At 63.8% G+C, this 16,590-nt stretch carries 16 protein-coding genes; 6 read left to right on the top strand and 10 right to left on the bottom strand.

The genetic code is table 11. The features are described from left to right. Nucleotide 1: 1 nt before the first annotated feature. The 4 genes from CXR43_RS07860 to dusB all read right to left on the bottom strand — a co-directional run bounded on the left by CXR43_RS07860 (nucleotide 2) and on the right by dusB (nucleotide 5,816). Nucleotides 2-2,263 (bottom strand): sensor histidine kinase NtrY-like, encoded by a 2,262-nt coding sequence (locus CXR43_RS07860; RefSeq protein WP_103334111.1) that lies wholly within the window; start codon nucleotides 2,261-2,263, stop codon nucleotides 2-4. Between the two features lie 102 nt (nucleotides 2,264-2,365). Continuing rightward, nucleotides 2,366-3,733 (bottom strand): response regulator, encoded by a 1,368-nt coding sequence (locus tag CXR43_RS07855; RefSeq protein WP_103333452.1) that lies wholly within the window; start codon nucleotides 3,731-3,733, stop codon nucleotides 2,366-2,368. Next, nucleotides 3,733-4,827, bottom strand: a complete 1,095-nt coding sequence (locus CXR43_RS07850) for a two-component system sensor histidine kinase NtrB (protein ID WP_103333451.1) — start codon at nucleotides 4,825-4,827, stop codon at nucleotides 3,733-3,735. Before CXR43_RS07850 ends, CXR43_RS07855 begins: the two co-directional genes overlap by 1 nt. After that, complete coding sequence (gene dusB / locus CXR43_RS07845) at nucleotides 4,824-5,816, bottom strand: tRNA dihydrouridine synthase DusB (protein WP_103333450.1); 993 nt, start codon at nucleotides 5,814-5,816, stop codon at nucleotides 4,824-4,826. The genes CXR43_RS07850 and dusB overlap by 4 nt, the downstream gene beginning before the upstream one ends. A 182-nt stretch (nucleotides 5,817-5,998) precedes the next feature. On the opposite strand from dusB, the gene CXR43_RS07840 reads away from it, so the two are divergent. The 3 genes from CXR43_RS07840 to CXR43_RS07830 are packed head-to-tail and all read left to right on the top strand — an operon-like array spanning nucleotide 5,999 to nucleotide 8,087. Next, nucleotides 5,999-7,123: a bifunctional 2-C-methyl-D-erythritol 4-phosphate cytidylyltransferase/2-C-methyl-D-erythritol 2,4-cyclodiphosphate synthase gene (locus CXR43_RS07840; protein ID WP_103333449.1), complete on the top strand. Its 1,125-nt coding sequence runs from the start codon at nucleotides 5,999-6,001 to the stop codon at nucleotides 7,121-7,123. Next, the gene (locus CXR43_RS07835; protein WP_103333448.1) at nucleotides 7,120-7,614 is read left to right on the top strand and encodes a phosphatidylglycerophosphatase A family protein; all 495 of its coding nucleotides are present in this window, start codon (nucleotides 7,120-7,122) and stop codon (nucleotides 7,612-7,614) included. The genes CXR43_RS07840 and CXR43_RS07835 overlap by 4 nt, the downstream gene beginning before the upstream one ends. Further along, on the top strand, nucleotides 7,611-8,087 hold the full coding sequence (locus CXR43_RS07830; RefSeq protein WP_103333447.1) for a CinA family protein: 477 nt from the start codon (nucleotides 7,611-7,613) through the stop codon (nucleotides 8,085-8,087). The genes CXR43_RS07835 and CXR43_RS07830 overlap by 4 nt, the downstream gene beginning before the upstream one ends. Nucleotides 8,088-8,096: 9 nt before the next feature. Here the strand turns inward: CXR43_RS07830 and CXR43_RS07825 are convergent, their stop codons facing one another. From CXR43_RS07825 to hpt, 3 genes are all read right to left on the bottom strand, one after another. Continuing rightward, nucleotides 8,097-8,987 (bottom strand): c-type cytochrome, encoded by an 891-nt coding sequence (locus tag CXR43_RS07825; protein ID WP_103333446.1) that lies wholly within the window; start codon nucleotides 8,985-8,987, stop codon nucleotides 8,097-8,099. A gap of 83 nt (nucleotides 8,988-9,070) precedes the next feature. Then, on the bottom strand, nucleotides 9,071-9,238 hold the full coding sequence (locus CXR43_RS17865; RefSeq protein ID WP_168219776.1) for a hypothetical protein: 168 nt from the start codon (nucleotides 9,236-9,238) through the stop codon (nucleotides 9,071-9,073). Further along, nucleotides 9,235-9,783 (bottom strand): hypoxanthine phosphoribosyltransferase, encoded by a 549-nt coding sequence (gene hpt, locus CXR43_RS07820; RefSeq protein WP_103333445.1) that lies wholly within the window; start codon nucleotides 9,781-9,783, stop codon nucleotides 9,235-9,237. Before hpt ends, CXR43_RS17865 begins: the two co-directional genes overlap by 4 nt. Before the next feature lie 63 nt (nucleotides 9,784-9,846). Here hpt and CXR43_RS07815 point away from each other — a divergent pair, with 63 nt between their 5' ends. Continuing rightward, on the top strand, nucleotides 9,847-10,299 hold the full coding sequence (locus tag CXR43_RS07815; RefSeq protein ID WP_103333444.1) for a type II toxin-antitoxin system RatA family toxin: 453 nt from the start codon (nucleotides 9,847-9,849) through the stop codon (nucleotides 10,297-10,299). A gap of 162 nt (nucleotides 10,300-10,461) precedes the next feature. Here the strand turns inward: CXR43_RS07815 and lipA are convergent, their stop codons facing one another. Both lipA and CXR43_RS07805 read right to left on the bottom strand, forming a co-directional pair. After that, nucleotides 10,462-11,412: a lipoyl synthase gene (lipA, locus tag CXR43_RS07810; protein WP_103334110.1), complete on the bottom strand. Its 951-nt coding sequence runs from the start codon at nucleotides 11,410-11,412 to the stop codon at nucleotides 10,462-10,464. 143 nt (nucleotides 11,413-11,555) lie between these two features. Next, a complete protein-coding gene (locus CXR43_RS07805) occupies nucleotides 11,556-12,674 on the bottom strand; it encodes a DUF6456 domain-containing protein (RefSeq protein ID WP_103334109.1) in 1,119 nt (372 codons plus the stop codon). 226 nt (nucleotides 12,675-12,900) lie between these two features. On the opposite strand from CXR43_RS07805, the gene CXR43_RS07800 reads away from it, so the two are divergent. Further along, the gene (locus tag CXR43_RS07800; RefSeq protein WP_103333443.1) at nucleotides 12,901-13,179 is read left to right on the top strand and encodes a DUF6477 family protein; all 279 of its coding nucleotides are present in this window, start codon (nucleotides 12,901-12,903) and stop codon (nucleotides 13,177-13,179) included. 68 nt (nucleotides 13,180-13,247) lie between these two features. On the opposite strand, the gene CXR43_RS07795 is transcribed toward CXR43_RS07800, so the two are convergent. Further along, nucleotides 13,248-14,795 carry a trimethylamine methyltransferase family protein gene (locus CXR43_RS07795; RefSeq protein WP_103333442.1) on the bottom strand — a complete coding sequence of 516 codons (1,548 nt, stop codon included), beginning with the start codon at nucleotides 14,793-14,795 and terminating at the stop codon, nucleotides 13,248-13,250. A gap of 211 nt (nucleotides 14,796-15,006) precedes the next feature. Here CXR43_RS07795 and guaA point away from each other — a divergent pair, with 211 nt between their 5' ends. Beyond that, nucleotides 15,007-16,575 (top strand): glutamine-hydrolyzing GMP synthase, encoded by a 1,569-nt coding sequence (gene guaA / locus CXR43_RS07790; RefSeq protein WP_103333441.1) that lies wholly within the window; start codon nucleotides 15,007-15,009, stop codon nucleotides 16,573-16,575. The last annotated feature ends 15 nt before the right edge of the window (nucleotides 16,576-16,590 follow it).

Raw genomic sequence — 16,590 nt, 5'->3', positions numbered from 1 at the left:
CTCAGCCTCCCTGGCCCTGTGCGACCATGTTGTTGCGCCCGCGTTTGCGGGTCAGTCGTGGCAGACGGATTTCCGCCATGGCCCCCGCTTGGGTATTTCCGTCAAAAACCGGGGCGTCCAGCAAAGCCAGCGTGCCCCCATGTTCCTCGATAATCTTCTTCACGATGGGCAGGCCAAGGCCGGTGCCCTTTTCCCGGGTGGTCACATAAGGTTCAAACAGCCGCGCCCGGTCCGGTGGCAGACCGATGCCGTTGTCCATGATGCGGATGGTGACGCCATCGTCATCCATGCCCATCTGCACCCGGATTTCGGGAACGTGACCCTCGGGAGCGCCCTTTTCATGCAAAGTTTCAATGGCCTCACCGGCGTTCTTGATCAGGTTGGTCAAGGCTTGCGTGATCATGGTCGCGTCAAGTTCCAGGATCTGCGGCGTGTCCGGAATGTCGGAGACAAAGCGCACTGTCGGCTGACCGCTTTCCTGCAGCGTCAGGGCGTCGCGGAGCAGCCGGGTCAAGTCAGTGTCGCGCCGGTCAGGTTCGGGCATGCGGGCGAATTTGGAAAACTCATCAACAATGCGCCGCAAGTCATTGGTCTGGCGTACAATAACGTCTGTATACTGCTCCAGATCTGCCGGCTCCCTGACCTGATCGCGGAATTTGCGCTTGATGCGTTCGGCAGAGAGCGCAATCGGGGTCAGCGGGTTCTTGATCTCATGCGCGATGCGCCGCGCGACATCGCCCCAGGCCGCCATGCGCTGCGCGCTGACAAGGTCGGTCACATCGTCAAAGGCCACCACATAGCCTTCCAGCCGCCCGGTGTCGCTTCTGCGCACGCTCATCCGCACCAGCAGGCTTTCCAGCTTGCCCTTGCGGGTCAGGCGGACCTCTTCCTGCACCGCGGCCGTGTTGCTTTCCCGCAGGCGGTCGAACAGCGGCGCAAATTCCGGCACGGCATCGGCAAGGGCCAGATCATGACCGGCCTTTGGCATATCGAGCAACCGTTCACTTGCGCGGTTCACAAAGTCGATCTGACCATCGGAATCCAGACCGATCACCCCGGCGGTCACATTGGACAGCACGGAATCGAACAAGCGGCGGCGGCGTTCGGTCTGGCGGTTGTTTTCCACCAAGGCCTCACGCTGGCCTTTCAGCTGCCGGGTCATCTGGTTGAAGATGCGGCCCAGCATGGCGATTTCGTCATCGCCCTTCTCTTCCAGCACCTGCACATCCAGATCTCCGCCGCCCACCCGTTGGGCCGCACCCGCCAGACGTCCCACGGGTTTGGACAGGCGTTCGGCAAACCACAAGCCCATCCAGGTGGCGGCAAGGATCAGGATGATGGCAAAGCCAAGATAGATCAGACCGAAGTTGAACAGCACCCGGCCCCTGTCGGCCTCCAGCTGATTGTACAGCCGCACGGTTTCGCGGGTTGAATCGAGCAGCGACAGCAATTGGCCATCCACCGTGCGGCTGACATAAAGATAGCGGTCGACATAGGCTTCCAGCGCCACGACCGCGCGGAACTCGTCATTGTCCCAGTCTTCAATCAGTTGCGGCCCTTCGGTGCGGGCGCGGGTCAGGGCTTCGGCGGGGGGTGTTTCAAAGTCGAACAGATAGGACCGCTGGCCCCGGGTCAGCAGGGTGCCGGTGCCGTCGATCAGGAAGGCCTCTTTCAGCCCGCGCTGCACCGCAGCCTGCCCCTGTGACAACAAGGGGCGCAAGCCGTCATCCGGCAGAAAGAAGGTCGATTGCTTGGCCACATTCAGATAGGCCGCCAGACTGGTGGCGTCTTCGATCAGGTCATCGCGGCTTTGCCGGTCATAGGCCTGCGCGGCCGACAAGGATGTGCCCACCACCGAGCGCACCCGCTCGGAAAACCAACCCTCAAGCCCGATGTTCACCGTCAGCACCGCGAAGACCGCGACCAGCACCGTTGGCACCAGCGCCACCAGCGCGAACACGCCCGACAGGCGCAGGTGCAGGCGAGATCCGGCAGATTGGCTGCGCCGGTCGGCCACCAGTTTCGCGACCCGCGCCAGAACCAGCGCGGCGACCACAAGGATATAAACAAGGTCCGCCAGCAGAACCAGCCGCAGGGTCGGGCTGTTCGATCCCTGGCTGAACGGACCCAGCGTCAGAAAGGTGAAGACCGCCAGCACCGGACCCAGAAACACCAGCCCGAAGGTGGTGGCCGTCTGGACCCGCCGTTGCCTGCGCAAGCGCGACAGCCGTTCCCAGGCTGCTGATCTCAACGCATGCTGCACTCTGCCGACGCCCCCCGATGCAAGCACGGTTTGCGTGCCTGTTCCGCCACCTCTGCCGCCCATTCCGCCATCGGCGGCAAGGACACGCCTGATGTGGCGGTTTTACATCAGCTTGCGCCTCCGTGTCACGCGGATATCGAGGTCGGTGATCTTCTTGCGCAAGGTATTGCGGTTGATCCCCAGCAGATCGGCACATTTGGCCTGATTGCCGGCTGTTGCATCCAGCGCGATTTCAATCAGCGGCATCTCTACCTCGCGCAAAATCCGCTGATAAACGCCCGCAGGGGGCAGATGGCCGCCGTGCAGATCGAAATAGCGCTTCAGATGACGTGCCACGCTGGCCGAGAGTTTTTCATTCTCGCCCCCGCCCTTCAGCGGCTCCATCACCGGCTGGTTGCCCAGAACCGATTCGACTTCCACGCGCGAGATTTCCGCCTCGGAGGAGGTGACCATCAAGCGGCGCAGGGTATTTTCCAGCTGACGCACATTGCCGGGCCAGGAATAGCCGCGCACCAGATCGCGCGCGTCATTCGACAGGCGCCGGATGGTGCCCGCGTCGCGTTCGCCACGGGTCAGGAAATGGTCGGCCAGAAGCGGAATGTCATCCACCCGTTCGCGCAAGGAAGGCACATGCAGGGTCACGCCGGACAGGCGGTAATACAGATCCTGCCGGAACGCCCCCGCCTCCATCCGCGCCGACAGATCGACCTGGCTGGTCGCCATGATGCGCGGCGCGCCCTCGCCCATCAGATCGAGCATCCGCACGATGCGGGCCTGGGTGTCGTCGTCGTAATCGGCCACTTCGTCAAACACCAGACTGCCACCCTTGGCGCGCGCCACCAAGGTGGAAGGGCCATCCATGCCCTGCAGGTCGCCCGCCTGCGCCACCACGAAAGGCTGGCTGCGGCGGTCGGAAAAATCATGGATCGCGCGGGCGATCAGGCTTTTGCCGGTGCCGGATTCGCCGGTGACCAGCACGGCCAGATCGGTGTTCATCACCCGCGCCACCAGACGGTACAGCGCCTGCATCGCCGGTGTGCGCCCCACCAGCGGCAGATCATCGCCTGCTTCGCGCAGCGGCTGCACCGGGAGTTTTGGCGCGCGGCGCTTTTGTTCCAGCGCGCGGGCGGAGCGTTTCATCAGGTCGGGCAGATCGAAGGGTTTGGGCAGGTAGTCATAGGCCTCGGCCTCGGCCGCCTGAATCGCGGTCATGATGGTGTTCTGTGCGGAAATCACGATCACCGGCAGGCCGGGGCGCATCTTGCCGATGCGCGGCAGCGCATCCAGCCCGTTGCCATCGGGCATGATCACATCCGAGATCACCAGATCGCCCTTGCCCTCTTCGACCCAGCGCATCAGCGTCATCAGGCTGGAGGTGGCATGCACCTTGCAGCCTGCCCGCGTCAGCGCCTGTGTCAGCACGGTGCGGATCGTGCGGTCGTCATCTGCCACCAGAACAGTGCCGTCCATCAAAAGCTCTCCATCTTCTTGGGGGCCACGGGAAGGGATACGCGGAACGCGGTGCGGCCTGGCACCGAGTCGACCTGAACCCAACCTTCGTGGTCGGAAATGATCTTTGACACCAGCGCAAGGCCGAGGCCCGTGCCGTTTTCACGCCCGGACACAAAGGGTTCAAAGATATCAGCAGCGATTTCCGGCGGGATGCCGGGGCCGTCGTCGATGATTTCAACCGTCAGCGGCAAGACGGAGGGGGATCCGGTCTTGCGGCGCAGGCGCAAGGACAGGTCGTAGAACGTGCGCAGGCGGATGGTGCCGGACCGGCCTTTGCTGGCCTCGGCGGCGTTCTTGATCAGGTTCAGGAAGACCTGCATCAGCTGATCCGGGTCGGCCAGCGTGGCGGGCAAGGACGGATCGTAATCTTCGACGATCTGCATATGGGCGGCAAAGCCCACCAAGGCCGATTTGCGGGCCCGGTCCAGCGCATCGTGAAGGTTCACCGCGCGGCGCTCGGGCGGGCGCAGATTGCCGAATTGTTCCACCTGTTCCAGCAGTTTGACGATGCGGCGGGTTTCCTCGACGATCAGATCGGTCAGCTCGCGGTCTTCGGCATTGGCGTTCATGCTGATCAGTTGGGCCGCGCCAGAGATGCCGGCCAGCGGGTTCTTGATTTCATGCGCCAGCATTTCTGCCATGCCGATGGCGGATTTGGCCGCCGATTTCACGCTCATCGACCGCCCCAGCCGGTCGGCAATGTCGCGCGGGCTGATCAGCAGCATCAGATAGTCCGAATTGTCGTGCATCGGGGCGACTTGCACATTGCACTGTACCGGCGCGCGTTCGCCGGTGGTCACGTCGATATCATTGATGAAAATGGTTGACTGGTTGGCGCGGGCGCGCAGAAACGCCTCTTCCATCGGGGCGTCAATCGACAGGCGGTCCAGCACCGGCTGGCCGATCAGCGCGCGGGACGAGACGTTCAGAAAGGTTTCTGCCGCAGGGTTCACCTCGGTGATGCGCCCGTCAAGCCCCAGCAGCAGCGCGGGCACCGGCAGGCTGGCCCAGATCACCCCGGGCACCGGATAGGGGGTGCGGTAGGGCGTCATGCCGCCGCCTTTCCGCTGTCGGCGAAACTTGCGCGGATCAGTCGGATCACCTGCGCCGGGTCTTCGCTGGTCAGGATCGCGGCGCGTTGGGCCAGGGCCCCCGCCTCTTCCAGATACCAGGACAGGTGTTTGCGCGCGGTCTTGAGGCCAAGGGCACGGCCGTAGAACGACAATTGCGCCTCATAATGCCCGATGATCAGATCGGCCAGCGCGGCCCCTTGCGGCACCACCGGCGCGGGCGTGCCATAAAGCGCATGGGCGATTTGGGCCAGACGCCAGGGCGCCCCCTGTGCGCCACGCCCGACCATCACGCCATCGGCCCCCGATTGCTGCAAGGCGCGGGCAGCGCTGCCTGCATCGGTGATGTCACCATTGGCAATCACCGGAATGCTGACCGCCTGTTTCACCGCCCGGATCGCCGCCCAATCGGCACTGCCCTTGTAGAACTGGTTCCGGGTGCGGCCATGGATGGTGATCATCCGGATGCCCGCCGCCTCGGCACTTGCCGCGATTTCAGGCGCGTTCAGGTTGTCATGATCCCAACCCAGCCGGGTTTTCAGCGTGACCGGCAAGCTGACCGCCCCCACCACAGCCTCGATCAGCGCCACGGCCAGATCGGGGTCGCGCATCAGGGCCGACCCGCAGGCCCCGTTGCCGCCCGCCGCCGTGACCCGTTTGGCCGGGCACCCCATGTTGATGTCAATCACCCGTGCGCCCTGCCCTTCGGCATAGCGGGCGGCTTCGGCCATCCAGTACGGATCACGGCCCGCAATCTGCACCGAGGTTGCCGCTTCGCCAAAGCCAAGTTCGGCCTTGGCCCGGGCCAGTGGTTGGGCCCGCATCACATCTTCGCTTGCAATCATCTCGGACACCACCAGACCGGCCCCGAACCGGGCGACCACCCGGCGGAACGGCAGATCGGTGATTCCGGCCAAGGGGGCCAGCAGCACCGGAGGGTCGATGACAAACCTGTCGAGCAACAATGCCACGTGCACAATCCTTATGCGCCTAGGGTGGAGGTAATCCTGTTCCGGGGGGATAACAAAGGCAGATGGTCAAAGAAACGGTTGAAAAACATGCATTGCATGTTCTTTAGGCAAATCCGGGTCAAATCTAGGCACATTGCGCAAGGTCTTCCCCTCATTTAAGCACAAAGGGCAAAGAGGTAGATATGACCACAGCCGCCATCATCGTCGCCGCAGGCCGGGGAACCCGTGCCGGAGGCGACCTGCCGAAACAATGGCAGGATCTGGCAGGCAGGCCGGTGCTGGCCCATACCATCGCCGCCTTTGCCGGACGCGTGGACCGGATGATCCTGGTGATCCACCCCGATGACCGCGACCGTGCGGCAGCGTTCGGGCTGGAGATGGTAGAGGGCGGGGCCACGCGGGCGGCATCGGTGCGCAATGCGCTGGAGTGGCTGGCGGGGCAAGGTGTCACCAAGGTGCTGATCCATGATGGGGCGCGCCCCCTGGTTTCGGGCGCGGTGATTGCGGCCGTGCTGGGCGCGCTGGACGATACCCCGGGTGCGGCCCCTGCCCTGCCGGTGACCGATGCGCTGTGGCGCGGCACCGGCGGCACCGTATCCGGCACCGCGCCGCGTGACGGGCTTTGGCGCGCCCAGACACCACAGGGCTTTCGCTTCGATGCCATTCTTGCCGCACATCGCGCCCATCCGGGCGGAGCGGCAGATGATGTCGAGGTGGCGCGCTGGGCGGGTCATGCCGTGACAATCGTGCCCGGCGATGAAGACAATATGAAACTGACCTATCCGCAGGATTTTATCCGCGCGCAAAACATCCTCGGGGGGCGAGACATGGATATCAGACTGGGCAATGGCTATGACGTTCATGCCTTCACGGCAGGCGATCAGGTCTGGCTGTGCGGGGTCAGCCTGCCACATGACAAGGCGCTGCTCGGCCATTCCGATGCCGATGTCGGCATGCATGCGCTGACCGATGCGATCTATGGCGCGCTGGCCGAGGGCGATATCGGCGTGCATTTCCCGCCCAGTGACCCGCAATGGAAAGGGGCGGCGAGCCATATCTTTTTGCGCCATGCCATGGGCCGGGTCGCGGCGCGCGGCTATACACTCGCCAATTGCGATGTGACATTGGTCTGCGAACGCCCCAAGATCGGACCGCATCAGGCGGCAATGCGGGCAGCTTTGGCTGAAATCATGGGGGTCGATGTGGACAGGATCAGCGTCAAGGCGACAACGTCGGAGCGGCTGGGCTTCACCGGGCGGGAAGAGGGCATTGCGGCACTGGCCACCTGCGCGCTGGTGCGGGCATGATCCGCGCCATCACCACCTTTGGCTCTGTCGGCCTGCTGCGGCCGGCGCCAGGCACCTGGGGGTCGGCTGTCGCAGTGGTTTTGGGGCTGGCGATTGACCGCTATCTGGGGTTTCCGGTGCTGGTCGCGGCGACTGTCGCGGTGACGCTGCTGGGCTTCTGGGCCTGCGAACAGGCGCTGCGCGACCGGCCTGGCGATGACCCGTCCGAGATCGTGATCGATGAAGTGGCGGGCCAGTGGATTGCCCTGCTGTTCCCCGCCGCCGCCTTCTGGTGGCGCGGCGTCGAGGATTGGGCGGTGGTGGCTTATCCGGGCTGGGTGGCGGCCTTCCTGTTCTTTCGTCTGTTCGACATCTGGAAACCCTGGATCATCGGTCGCGCCGACCGGCGGGGCGATCCGGCGGGGGTGATGCTGGATGACCTTTGGGCCGGGGTGTTTGCCGGGGTTGCCGTGATGGTCGCGGCAGGCATCGCGCATGGGGTGCTGATGTGAGCGGTGCTGCGCAAATTCTGGCCCTCGCCCGTGCCCGCGGCATCCGTATTGCCACGGCGGAAAGCTGCACCGGAGGGCTGATCGCCGGCGCGCTGACCGAAGTGGCGGGGTCTTCGGATGTGTTCGACCGTGGCTTTGTCACCTATTCCAATGCCGCCAAGACCGAGATGCTGGGTGTCCAGTCACAGACGCTGACCGATTTCGGCGCGGTCAGCGAAGAGGTGGCGCGCGAAATGGCGCAAGGCGCGCTGCTGCGCGCAAGGGTCGGGCTGGCGGTTTCGGTCACCGGCATTGCCGGGCCGGGCGGGTCAGAGGTCAAGCCCGAAGGGCGGGTGTGCTTTGGTCTGGCGCACACCGGGCAAGAGGTGATCACCGAAACGGTGGAGTTTGGGGCCATTGGCCGGGCGCAGGTGCGGCAGGCCACGGTTGCGCACGCGCTGGTGCTGCTGGACCGGGCCTTGCGGCAGGACTGAACGACCGAGCTACTCGATGGCAGGCAGTTTCTTGAGGTAGGCCGCCACCGCCGCCCGGTCACTTTCCGGCAGTTGCGCCATGTTTTCCACCACAGCCACCATATGGCCGCCCACCGAATCGTAATCGGGGGTAAAGCCGCTGGTCAGATACGCGACGATCTCCCCTTCGCTCCAGTCCAGGTCTGCCGGGGTGATGTTGGGGATCGTCCCCTGCCCCGACGGATTGGGCGCGCCGGCCATCCAGCGGCCGGTGTCCAGCCCACCTAGCGCATCGCGCGGGGTATGGCATTCGGCGCAATGGGCCATGGCTTCGACAATATACCTGCCGCGCTCTTCGGCTGCCGTCAGATCGTCTTGCAGCACGAAATCGCGGTCATTGTTCAGGACTTTCCAGCCGCCGACCAGAGGCCGCAGGCTGAACGGAAAGCCAATCTGATGCGGCTGGTTCGGTGTTGCATCCGCTGGCAGGGTTTGCAGAAAGGCGTAAAGATCAGCCACATCCTGCGGCTGCATCTTTGCATAGGACCAATAGGGCAAGGCCGGATAGTAATGGGCGCCACCGGGGGAAATGCCGCGCTGGATGGCATTGGCCAGATCGGGCAGCGACCAGCCGCCGATGCCATGCTGCGGATCGGGGCTGATGTTGGGGGCAAGGAAGGTGCCGAAATCGGACGGGAAGGCTTGGCCCCCCGCCAGCACCAGCTTTGCCGCGCCGCTGGCCCCCGGTGCCGCGTGACATGACGCGCAGCCGGTGGCGTGAAACACCGCCTCGCCCCGGGCGGATTCGCCGGTCACGCCGGCAAAATGGTCTTCGGGCAGCGGGTCTGGTCGGGTCACGGCCCAGAACGCCCCGGCCCCGATGACCGCCAGAACACAGACAGACAGGAACAGACGACGCATGGACACTCCTTCGGGTCGCGGCAGATCAGGTGCAGGCTAACCCATTCCCTTGATAGGAGGGATCACCTTTTTGCCAGCAGCGGTCAGGGTTTGATCTTCTGCACCGTCAAAGCCTCGGGCCAGCCCCAGACATATTCGATCCCGAAGATCACGAAACAGGCCAGCACCACGCCCACCACCAGTTTGACCCGCGCAGGCGACGGCGGATGGCGCACCCAGCGTGCCATCCGCATCAGCCAGACCGGCGTCACGGCGCATCATCGGTAAAGCGCACCTTGCCGATGAAGGGCAGGTTGCGGTTGCGTTGGGCAAAATCGATGCCATAGCCCACGACAAATTCATCGGGGATCTCGAACCCGGTCCAGTCCGCCTTGACCGCCACCTCGCGCCGTGAGGGTTTGTCGAGCAAAGCACAGACCTTCAACCGCGCCGGTTCGCGCGCCTTCAAGAGGTGGATCACATGGCTGAGCGTAAAGCCGGTGTCGACGATATCTTCCACCAAAAGCACATCGCGCCCGGCAATTTCGCCGCGCAAGTCCTTGAGAATGCGGACTTCGCGTGAGGAATGCATGGCGTTGCCATAGCTTGACGCCTCCAGAAAATCGACCTCGACCGGCAGGTCAAGCTCGCGCACCAGATCGGCGATGAAGACGAAAGAGCCGCGCAACAGCCCCACCACCACCAGCTTGTCAGTGCCCGAAAAATGCGTGGTGATCTCACGCGCCAAGGCTTCGACCCGGGCGGCGATGGATTTGGCACTGATCATCTGGTCGATCACATAAGGTCGTTGCGTCATGGCGTCCCCTTGATTTCTGTGCGCTTTCTAACGAAAAGCACGGACCAAGTCACGGGACGAGCGATGCCAACCCATTCCGAAATCCGCTTTCTGCCCTATAGCGCGCAACAGATGTATGATCTGGTGGCCGATGTCGGGTCTTATCCCAAATTTCTGCCGTGGAATTCCGCCGCGCGCATCAGGTCGCGCACACAGCAGCCCGACGGGTCCGAGGTGATGGAGGCCGATCTGGTGATCAGCTTCAAGGTGTTCCGCGAACGCTTTGGCAGCCGCGTGGTGCTGTGGCCAGAGGAGCAGCGCATCGAGACCGAATATCTGGACGGTCCGTTCCGCCACATGCGCTCGACCTGGAAATTCCGCGAGGCGGAGGGCGGCTGCGAGGTCGATTTCTTTGTCGATTTCGAATTCCGCAATGCGATCTTGCAGGGCATCATCGGCGTGGTCTTCAACGAGGCGATGCTGCGGGTGGTGCGGGCCTTTGAGCGCCGGGCGGCCGAATTGTACGGACGGCGGTGACCGACGCGTGGTGATCTGACAGTGCGCCTGCGGCGCGCTGTTCTTGTCTCGTCGCACGCCAAAGGCGTGTCTCCTCGGCGCAAGCGCCCTTGGCGGGAGCGTTCGGGAAACAACAAAGCCGGTGCCTTGCAGCGCACCGCCAGGCGCATCAGGCCAAGGGCGTCAGGCCCGGCCCAGTTTTTCCAGACGCGCCGCGCGCAACCGCGCAAAATCGTCCCCCGCGTGATAGGACGACCGGGTGAGCGGGGTGGCAGACACCATCAGGAACCCCTTGCCATAGGCCGCCGTCTCATAACCCTTGAACTCTTCGGGGGTGACAAAGCGGTTGACCCGGTGATGTTTCGGCGTGGGCTGCAGATACTGGCCGATGGTCAGAAAGTCGATATCGGCGCTGCGCATGTCATCCATCACCTGCAAAATGCCGGCCCGGTCTTCGCCAAGGCCGACCATGATGCCCGATTTGGTGAACAGCGTCGGGTCCAGTTCCTTGACCCGCTGCAACAGACGAAGCGAGTGGAAATAGCGCGCGCCGGGGCGGACTTCGAGGTAAAGGCCCGGCACGGTTTCCAGATTGTGGTTGAACACATCGGGCCGCGCCTCGACCACCTTTTCCAGGGCGGAAGGCGGGCATTTCAGGAAATCCGGCGTCAGAATCTCGATCGTGGTGCCGGGGGAGCGATGGCGCACGGCGCGGATGGTCTGGGCGAAATGTTCGGCCCCGCCATCATCCAGATCATCGCGGTCCACGCTGGTGATCACCACATGGTTCAGCCCCAGTTCGGCCACCGCATGCGCGACCCGGCCCGGCTCGAACGCGTCGAGAACCTGCGGCTTGCCGGTGGCCACGTTGCAGAAGGTACAGCCCCGGGTGCAGATCTCGCCCATGATCATCATGGTGGCGTGGCCCTGGCTCCAGCATTCCCCCACATTGGGGCAGCCCGCCTCTTCGCAGACGGTGACCAGCTTCTTTTCCTTCAGGATGTCGCGGGTGCGCTTGTAGCCTTCGGAGGTCGGGGCGCGCACCCGGATCCAGTCAGGTTTCTTGGGCTGGGCATTGTCGGGACGATGCGCTTTTTCCGGGTGCCGCTGGTCGGGAATGGTCAGATCGCGCAAGGGGGCCTCCACAGTGCATGCCACCTGACATATCTAGCCCGATCCGGCCCCGCGCACAACCGGCCCTGCGGACGCAGGGGGTTGCGCGCTGCACATGGCTGTTCGAGGCGAAGACCTTCGCCCTGCCCTGGCCCCCTCTGCCGTCAGCCGATGTAGCAGCTTTGCGCGCCGGCGTTTTCCTCATAGTGCCGCCGCAGGCGTTGCAGCGCGATGCGCAGAACGATCTTGCCCGACCGCGCGGCCCAGCCCATCCGCCGCTCGGCCGTCTCGATGCCCTCCAGAAAGCAGCACACCCGCAGCGCGACATCCCCCAGACCGGGGCCAAGGTCGCGCAGGGCCGCCGCCACCCGGTCACGCGCCCGCGCCGGCCCCTCGCCATGGCCCGCATCGGGACGAAAACTGCCGCGGTCGCCAGAGGTCAGAAACCGTTCCCAGTTCTGCGCCACCCGCGGGCCCATCTGCGCCAGTTCGAAATCCTCGCGCAGACGTTCGGCTGCACGGATCAGATCATTTTCCAGAAATGGCCGGCCATCCTTGTCGCGGCGCCGGCCCATGGCGGCCAGCGGGCTTTCCGCCAGATTGTAGCGGATCTTGCGCGACGCCCCGCCCTCTTCGATCTGGCGCTCATCCCAGATCCGGTGCTGGGCGGCAAAGGGCATGGCCGCCTCGGCCATTCCGCTGTGCTGTGCGTGGCGCGCCAGATCGGAGTCGTCGATCATCCGCTTGAGCGCGGCGCGGCCAGCAGTGGTGATTTCATAGGTCGTGACCCGGCCTTTCTTGCGGCAAGCGATCCAATCCTTGAGCGCAAAGGCCTGCGCGATGGCCCGGTCCACCACTCCGGTCCGGGTCTGCTGGCCATCGGGAAATTCGCGCAACACGACCGCTTTTTCCAGATCGGGGGCGATGGCCAGAACCGCCCCCGGCTCTGCCATCCGCCGCAGGATACGGCGGCCCTCGCGGGTCAGGGTGGCTTCGTCCAGATGCAGGGACTTGGGTGAGACAGTCAGGGTCATGGCAGGATATTCCTCCTTTTCTGGGGCCATCGACCTGTCGCCCAGAAGGGCCAGCGCTTCATCCACCAGCGGGTCCTCGCGGCGGGCTTCGCAGCGACGGACCTGGCGCATCACGGTAGAGGCATGCGCGCCCTGCCGCCGCGCAAGCTCCCGGAATGTCATGCCGTCCTCGGTATGATCGAGGTACAGCCTGACGTCATTGGGCAACCATGCGGGCAGACAGAAATCGGCGGACAGGTTCGATGTCATCTTCAGTTCCGATGCCGCCGTGCGGTTTCCTGACCACTTCATGGTTAATACAACCTGAGGGGAGTCGGTTACGCATTGGTTAATGGAAGGGCTCGTTTTCGGCGGACCTGTGGATATTTCATGAATAAAGTGAAACGATTTCAAACCGACCGCGCGGTTATCCACATAAAATGCAACAGAACACAGAGGGATTTAGGCTGGTCCAGAAGCAAGAAGGAGCCTGCCAATGTCCGATTTTCGCACCCGCCTCGCCGAGCTGCGCCGCCCGCGTCTGTTGATGCGGGCCGCACGGTTTGGCCTGGCCGAATACCGCCGCGACCGCGATCTGAAACGCCTGGTCAATCTGCCAGCCTCGCCCGAGGCGACGGTCTGTCAACTGCTGTCGCAAGAAGACAAGCTGGAAGAAACAAGGCAGCGCGGCGATGCGGGCTATTCGATTGCGCGGCATATCGAGGTGCTGGTCGCCCTGCTCGCGGAATCCCGGCTGGTGATGCGCCGCAGCTGACCACAGCGCAAAAGGCCCGCCCAAAGGGGCGGGCCGAGAGCCAGAGGCACCGTCAACCGCGTGTCGGCTCAGATGAAGGCGTCCGGCATTGACGCCTTTTTCTGCGCCACATAGGCATCGAGCGCCTCGCGGATGCCAGGGTCCAAGGCGGGCTGCTGATAATCGCCCAGCTGCTTTTTCACCCGTTCGGCGGCAAGCGCTTGCGTGTCGCGCGCGCCCTCTTCGGCCCAGGTCTCAAAGGGTTTGTAATCCAGCAGATCCGACCGCCAGAAGGCCGATTTGAAATTGGCCTGCGTGTGTTCACAACCCAGGAAATGGCCGCCCGGCCCCACTTCGCGCAAAGCGTCCATCGCCTGTCCGTTGGCATCCATCATCACGCCTTGCGCCAGATGATGCAGCGTGCCCAACTGGTCGGCATCCATCACGAATTTCTCGTAGGAACTGACCAGCCCGCCCTCCAGCCAGCCACAGGCGTGCAGCATGAAATTCACCCCCGCCAGCAGCGCCATGTTCAGACTGTTTGCGGTTTCATAAGCCGCCTGCGCATCGGGCAGTTTCGAGCCGCAGAAGCTGCCCCCCGACCGGTAGGGCAGATTGAGCCTGCGCGCGAGCTGCCCCGCGCCATAGGTGATGTGGGCCGCTTCCGGCGTGCCAAAGGTCGGCGCACCCGAATTCATGTCGATCGAGGTCACGAAAGCGCCAAAGATCACCGGCGCACCGGGCCGCACCAGCTGGCTGTAGGCCACGCCGGCCAGAACCTCTGCCAGCACCTGCGTCAGCGTGCCCGCCACCGTGACCGGGGCCATCGCGCCCCCCACGATGAAGGGGCTGATGATCGAGGCCTGATTTGCCCGCGCAAACACCTCGAGCGCGCCCATCATGATGCCGTCAAAGGTCAGCGGGCTGTTGATGTTGATGAGTGAGGTCATCACCGTGTTCTGATCGACGAAATCCGAGCCGAACAGGATTTTCGACATCTCAACGGAATCAACGGCCCGGCTGGGTTCCGTGACCGAGCCCATATAGGGCTTGTCCGACAGCACCATATGCGCGTGCAACATATCCAGATGGCGCTTGTTCACCGGCACATCCGTCGGCTCGCACACCGTGCCGCCCGAATGGTGCAGCCATTTCGACATGTATCCCAGTTTCACGAAATTCTGGAAATCGGCAATCGTGGCATAGCGCCGCCCGCCTTCCATGTCGCGCACGAAGGGCGGGCCGTACACCGGGGCCAGCACCAGATTGCGCCCGCCGATATCGACGTTGCGCGCCGGATTGCGGGCGTGCTGGGTGAAACTGGAGGGGGCGGTGGCACAGAGCTTGCGCGCCAGACCGCGCGGAATACGCACGCGTTCGCCCTGCACATCGGCCCCGGCCGCCTTCCAAAGCGCCAGCGCAGCCGGATTTTCCACGAAATTGACGCCGATCTCTTCCAGAACCGTATCGGCGTTCCATTCGATGATCTCCAGCGCCTCGGCGTTCAGGATCTCGAAATTCGGAATGTTGCGCTGGATGAATTTTGCGCTTTCCAATGAGACCGCCGTGCGCTCTGCCCGCCGGGCCGATCCGCCGCCGCCACGCGTCCGGCGTCCTTCAACCGCACCATCGCTCATATCCGACCCTCCAAAGCCTGCCCGCCGCCATTCTGCCGCCCTTATGCCGCCAAAGCCTGTCGCACCGATCCCCGTTTCCGTCACTTGCCGCCTAAAAACGACATGCCCCCGGCCCCGCCTCGCGGCCCCCTGCCCTGATGCTGGCCCAAATAAGCATCTTCCTGCATCCCAGCCTCTTGCCTGTCAGCCCGTCGTCGTCGTATGCGGGCGCATGACCCATCATGACCGCCTCTTGATCATCGACTTCGGCTCTCAGGTAACGCAGCTGATCGCGCGCCGCCTGCGTGAGCTGAATGTCTATTGCGAAATTCATCCGTTCAACAAGGTTGACGATGCCTTTCTGGCCGCCTTCGCGCCAAAGGCGGTGATCCTGTCGGGCGGGCCGTCTTCGGTGTTTGCACCGGGCGCGCCGATGCCGCCCGCGTCGGTCTTCACCGCCGGCGTGCCGGTGCTGGGCATCTGCTATGGCCAGCAGGTGATGATGCATTGCCTCGGCGGTCTGGTCGAACGCGGCCATGGCACCGCCGAATTTGGCCGGGCTTACGTGACGCCAAGCGGAACGGGGCTGGCGCTGCTTGAGGGCTGGTTTGATCCCAACACCACCGGCGGGCGCGAACAGGTCTGGATGAGCCATGGCGACCATGTGTCGAAAATCGCGCCGGGGTTCGAGGTGTTCGGCACCTCACCCAACGCGCCCTTTGCCATCACTGCCGATCCATCGCGGCATTTCTATGCCGTACAGTTCCACCCCGAGGTGCACCACACCCCCAAGGGCGCCAAGCTGTATGAGAATTTCGTGAGGCTGGCGGGCTTCAAGGGCGACTGGACCATGGGGGCCTACCGCGAGGAGGCGATCCGCAAGATCCGCGAAACGGTGGGCGATGCCAAAGTGATCTGCGGTTTGTCCGGCGGGGTTGATTCCTCGGTTGCGGCCGTGCTGATCCATGAAGCCATCGGCGACCAGCTCACTTGCGTTTTCGTCGATCATGGCCTCTTGCGGCTGGGAGAGGCGGAGCAGGTCGTCGCCATGTTCCGCGATCATTACAACATGCCGCTGATCCATGCTGACGAATCCGAGCTGTTCCTCGGCGCGCTCGAAGGCGTCTCCGACCCCGAGATCAAGCGCAAGACCATCGGCCGGCTGTTCATCGACGTGTTCCAGAAACATGCCACCGAAGTCGGCGGCGCAAAGTTTCTGGCTCAGGGCACGCTCTACCCCGACGTCATCGAATCGGTCAGCTTTTCGGGCGGGCCATCCGTCACCATCAAATCGCATCACAATGTCGGCGGCTTGCCGGAAAAGATGGGGCTCAAACTGGTCGAACCGCTGCGCGAGCTGTTCAAGGATGAGGTCCGCGCCTTGGGCCGTGAACTCGGGCTGCCCGCCAGCTTCATCGGCCGCCATCCCTTCCCCGGCCCCGGTCTGGCCATCCGCTGCCCCGGCGAGATCACCACCGAAAAGCTGGATATCCTGCGCAAGGCCGATGCGGTCTATATCGATCAGATCCGCAAGCATGGCCTCTATGACGAAATCTGGCAGGCCTTCGCCGCCATCCTGCCGATGAAAACGGTGGGCGTGATGGGCGACGGGCGCACCTATGATTTCGCCCTCGCCCTGCGCGCGGTGACCAGCGTTGATGGCATGACCGCCGATTACTACCCTTTCACGCATGATTTCCTGGGCGAGACCTCGACCCGGATCATCAACGAAGTGCCGGGGATCAACCGGGTGTTCTACGATTGCACCAGCAAACCGCCCGGCACCATCGAGCTGGAATAGGCCGGGCAGCCGCCG

Origin of the sequence: Pseudotabrizicola formosa (assembly GCF_002900965.1) — a bacterium.
Classification (GTDB): Bacteria; Pseudomonadota; Alphaproteobacteria; order Rhodobacterales; family Rhodobacteraceae; genus Pseudotabrizicola; species Pseudotabrizicola formosa.
Note: the sequence above shows the minus strand (reverse complement) of the source record. Positions and strands in the feature narration are given on the sequence as shown.

What these genes read in the sequence shown, in the direction of transcription:
- CXR43_RS07850 (WP_103333451.1), bottom strand. Translation starts at nt 4,827, where the DNA reads ATGACGCCCTACCGCACCCCCTATCCGGTGCCCGGGGTGATCTGGGCC.
- guaA (WP_103333441.1), top strand. Translation starts at nt 15,007, where the DNA reads ATGACCCATCATGACCGCCTCTTGATCATCGACTTCGGCTCTCAGGTA.
- CXR43_RS07805 (WP_103334109.1), bottom strand. Translation starts at nt 12,674, where the DNA reads ATGACATCGAACCTGTCCGCCGATTTCTGTCTGCCCGCATGGTTGCCC.
- CXR43_RS07835 (WP_103333448.1), top strand. Translation starts at nt 7,120, where the DNA reads ATGATCCGCGCCATCACCACCTTTGGCTCTGTCGGCCTGCTGCGGCCG.
- CXR43_RS07800 (WP_103333443.1), top strand. Translation starts at nt 12,901, where the DNA reads ATGTCCGATTTTCGCACCCGCCTCGCCGAGCTGCGCCGCCCGCGTCTG.
- CXR43_RS07795 (WP_103333442.1), bottom strand. Translation starts at nt 14,795, where the DNA reads ATGAGCGATGGTGCGGTTGAAGGACGCCGGACGCGTGGCGGCGGCGGA.
- CXR43_RS07825 (WP_103333446.1), bottom strand. Translation starts at nt 8,987, where the DNA reads ATGCGTCGTCTGTTCCTGTCTGTCTGTGTTCTGGCGGTCATCGGGGCC.
- CXR43_RS07855 (WP_103333452.1), bottom strand. Translation starts at nt 3,733, where the DNA reads ATGGACGGCACTGTTCTGGTGGCAGATGACGACCGCACGATCCGCACC.
- CXR43_RS07840 (WP_103333449.1), top strand. Translation starts at nt 5,999, where the DNA reads ATGACCACAGCCGCCATCATCGTCGCCGCAGGCCGGGGAACCCGTGCC.
- CXR43_RS07815 (WP_103333444.1), top strand. Translation starts at nt 9,847, where the DNA reads ATGCCAACCCATTCCGAAATCCGCTTTCTGCCCTATAGCGCGCAACAG.
- hpt (WP_103333445.1), bottom strand. Translation starts at nt 9,783, where the DNA reads ATGACGCAACGACCTTATGTGATCGACCAGATGATCAGTGCCAAATCC.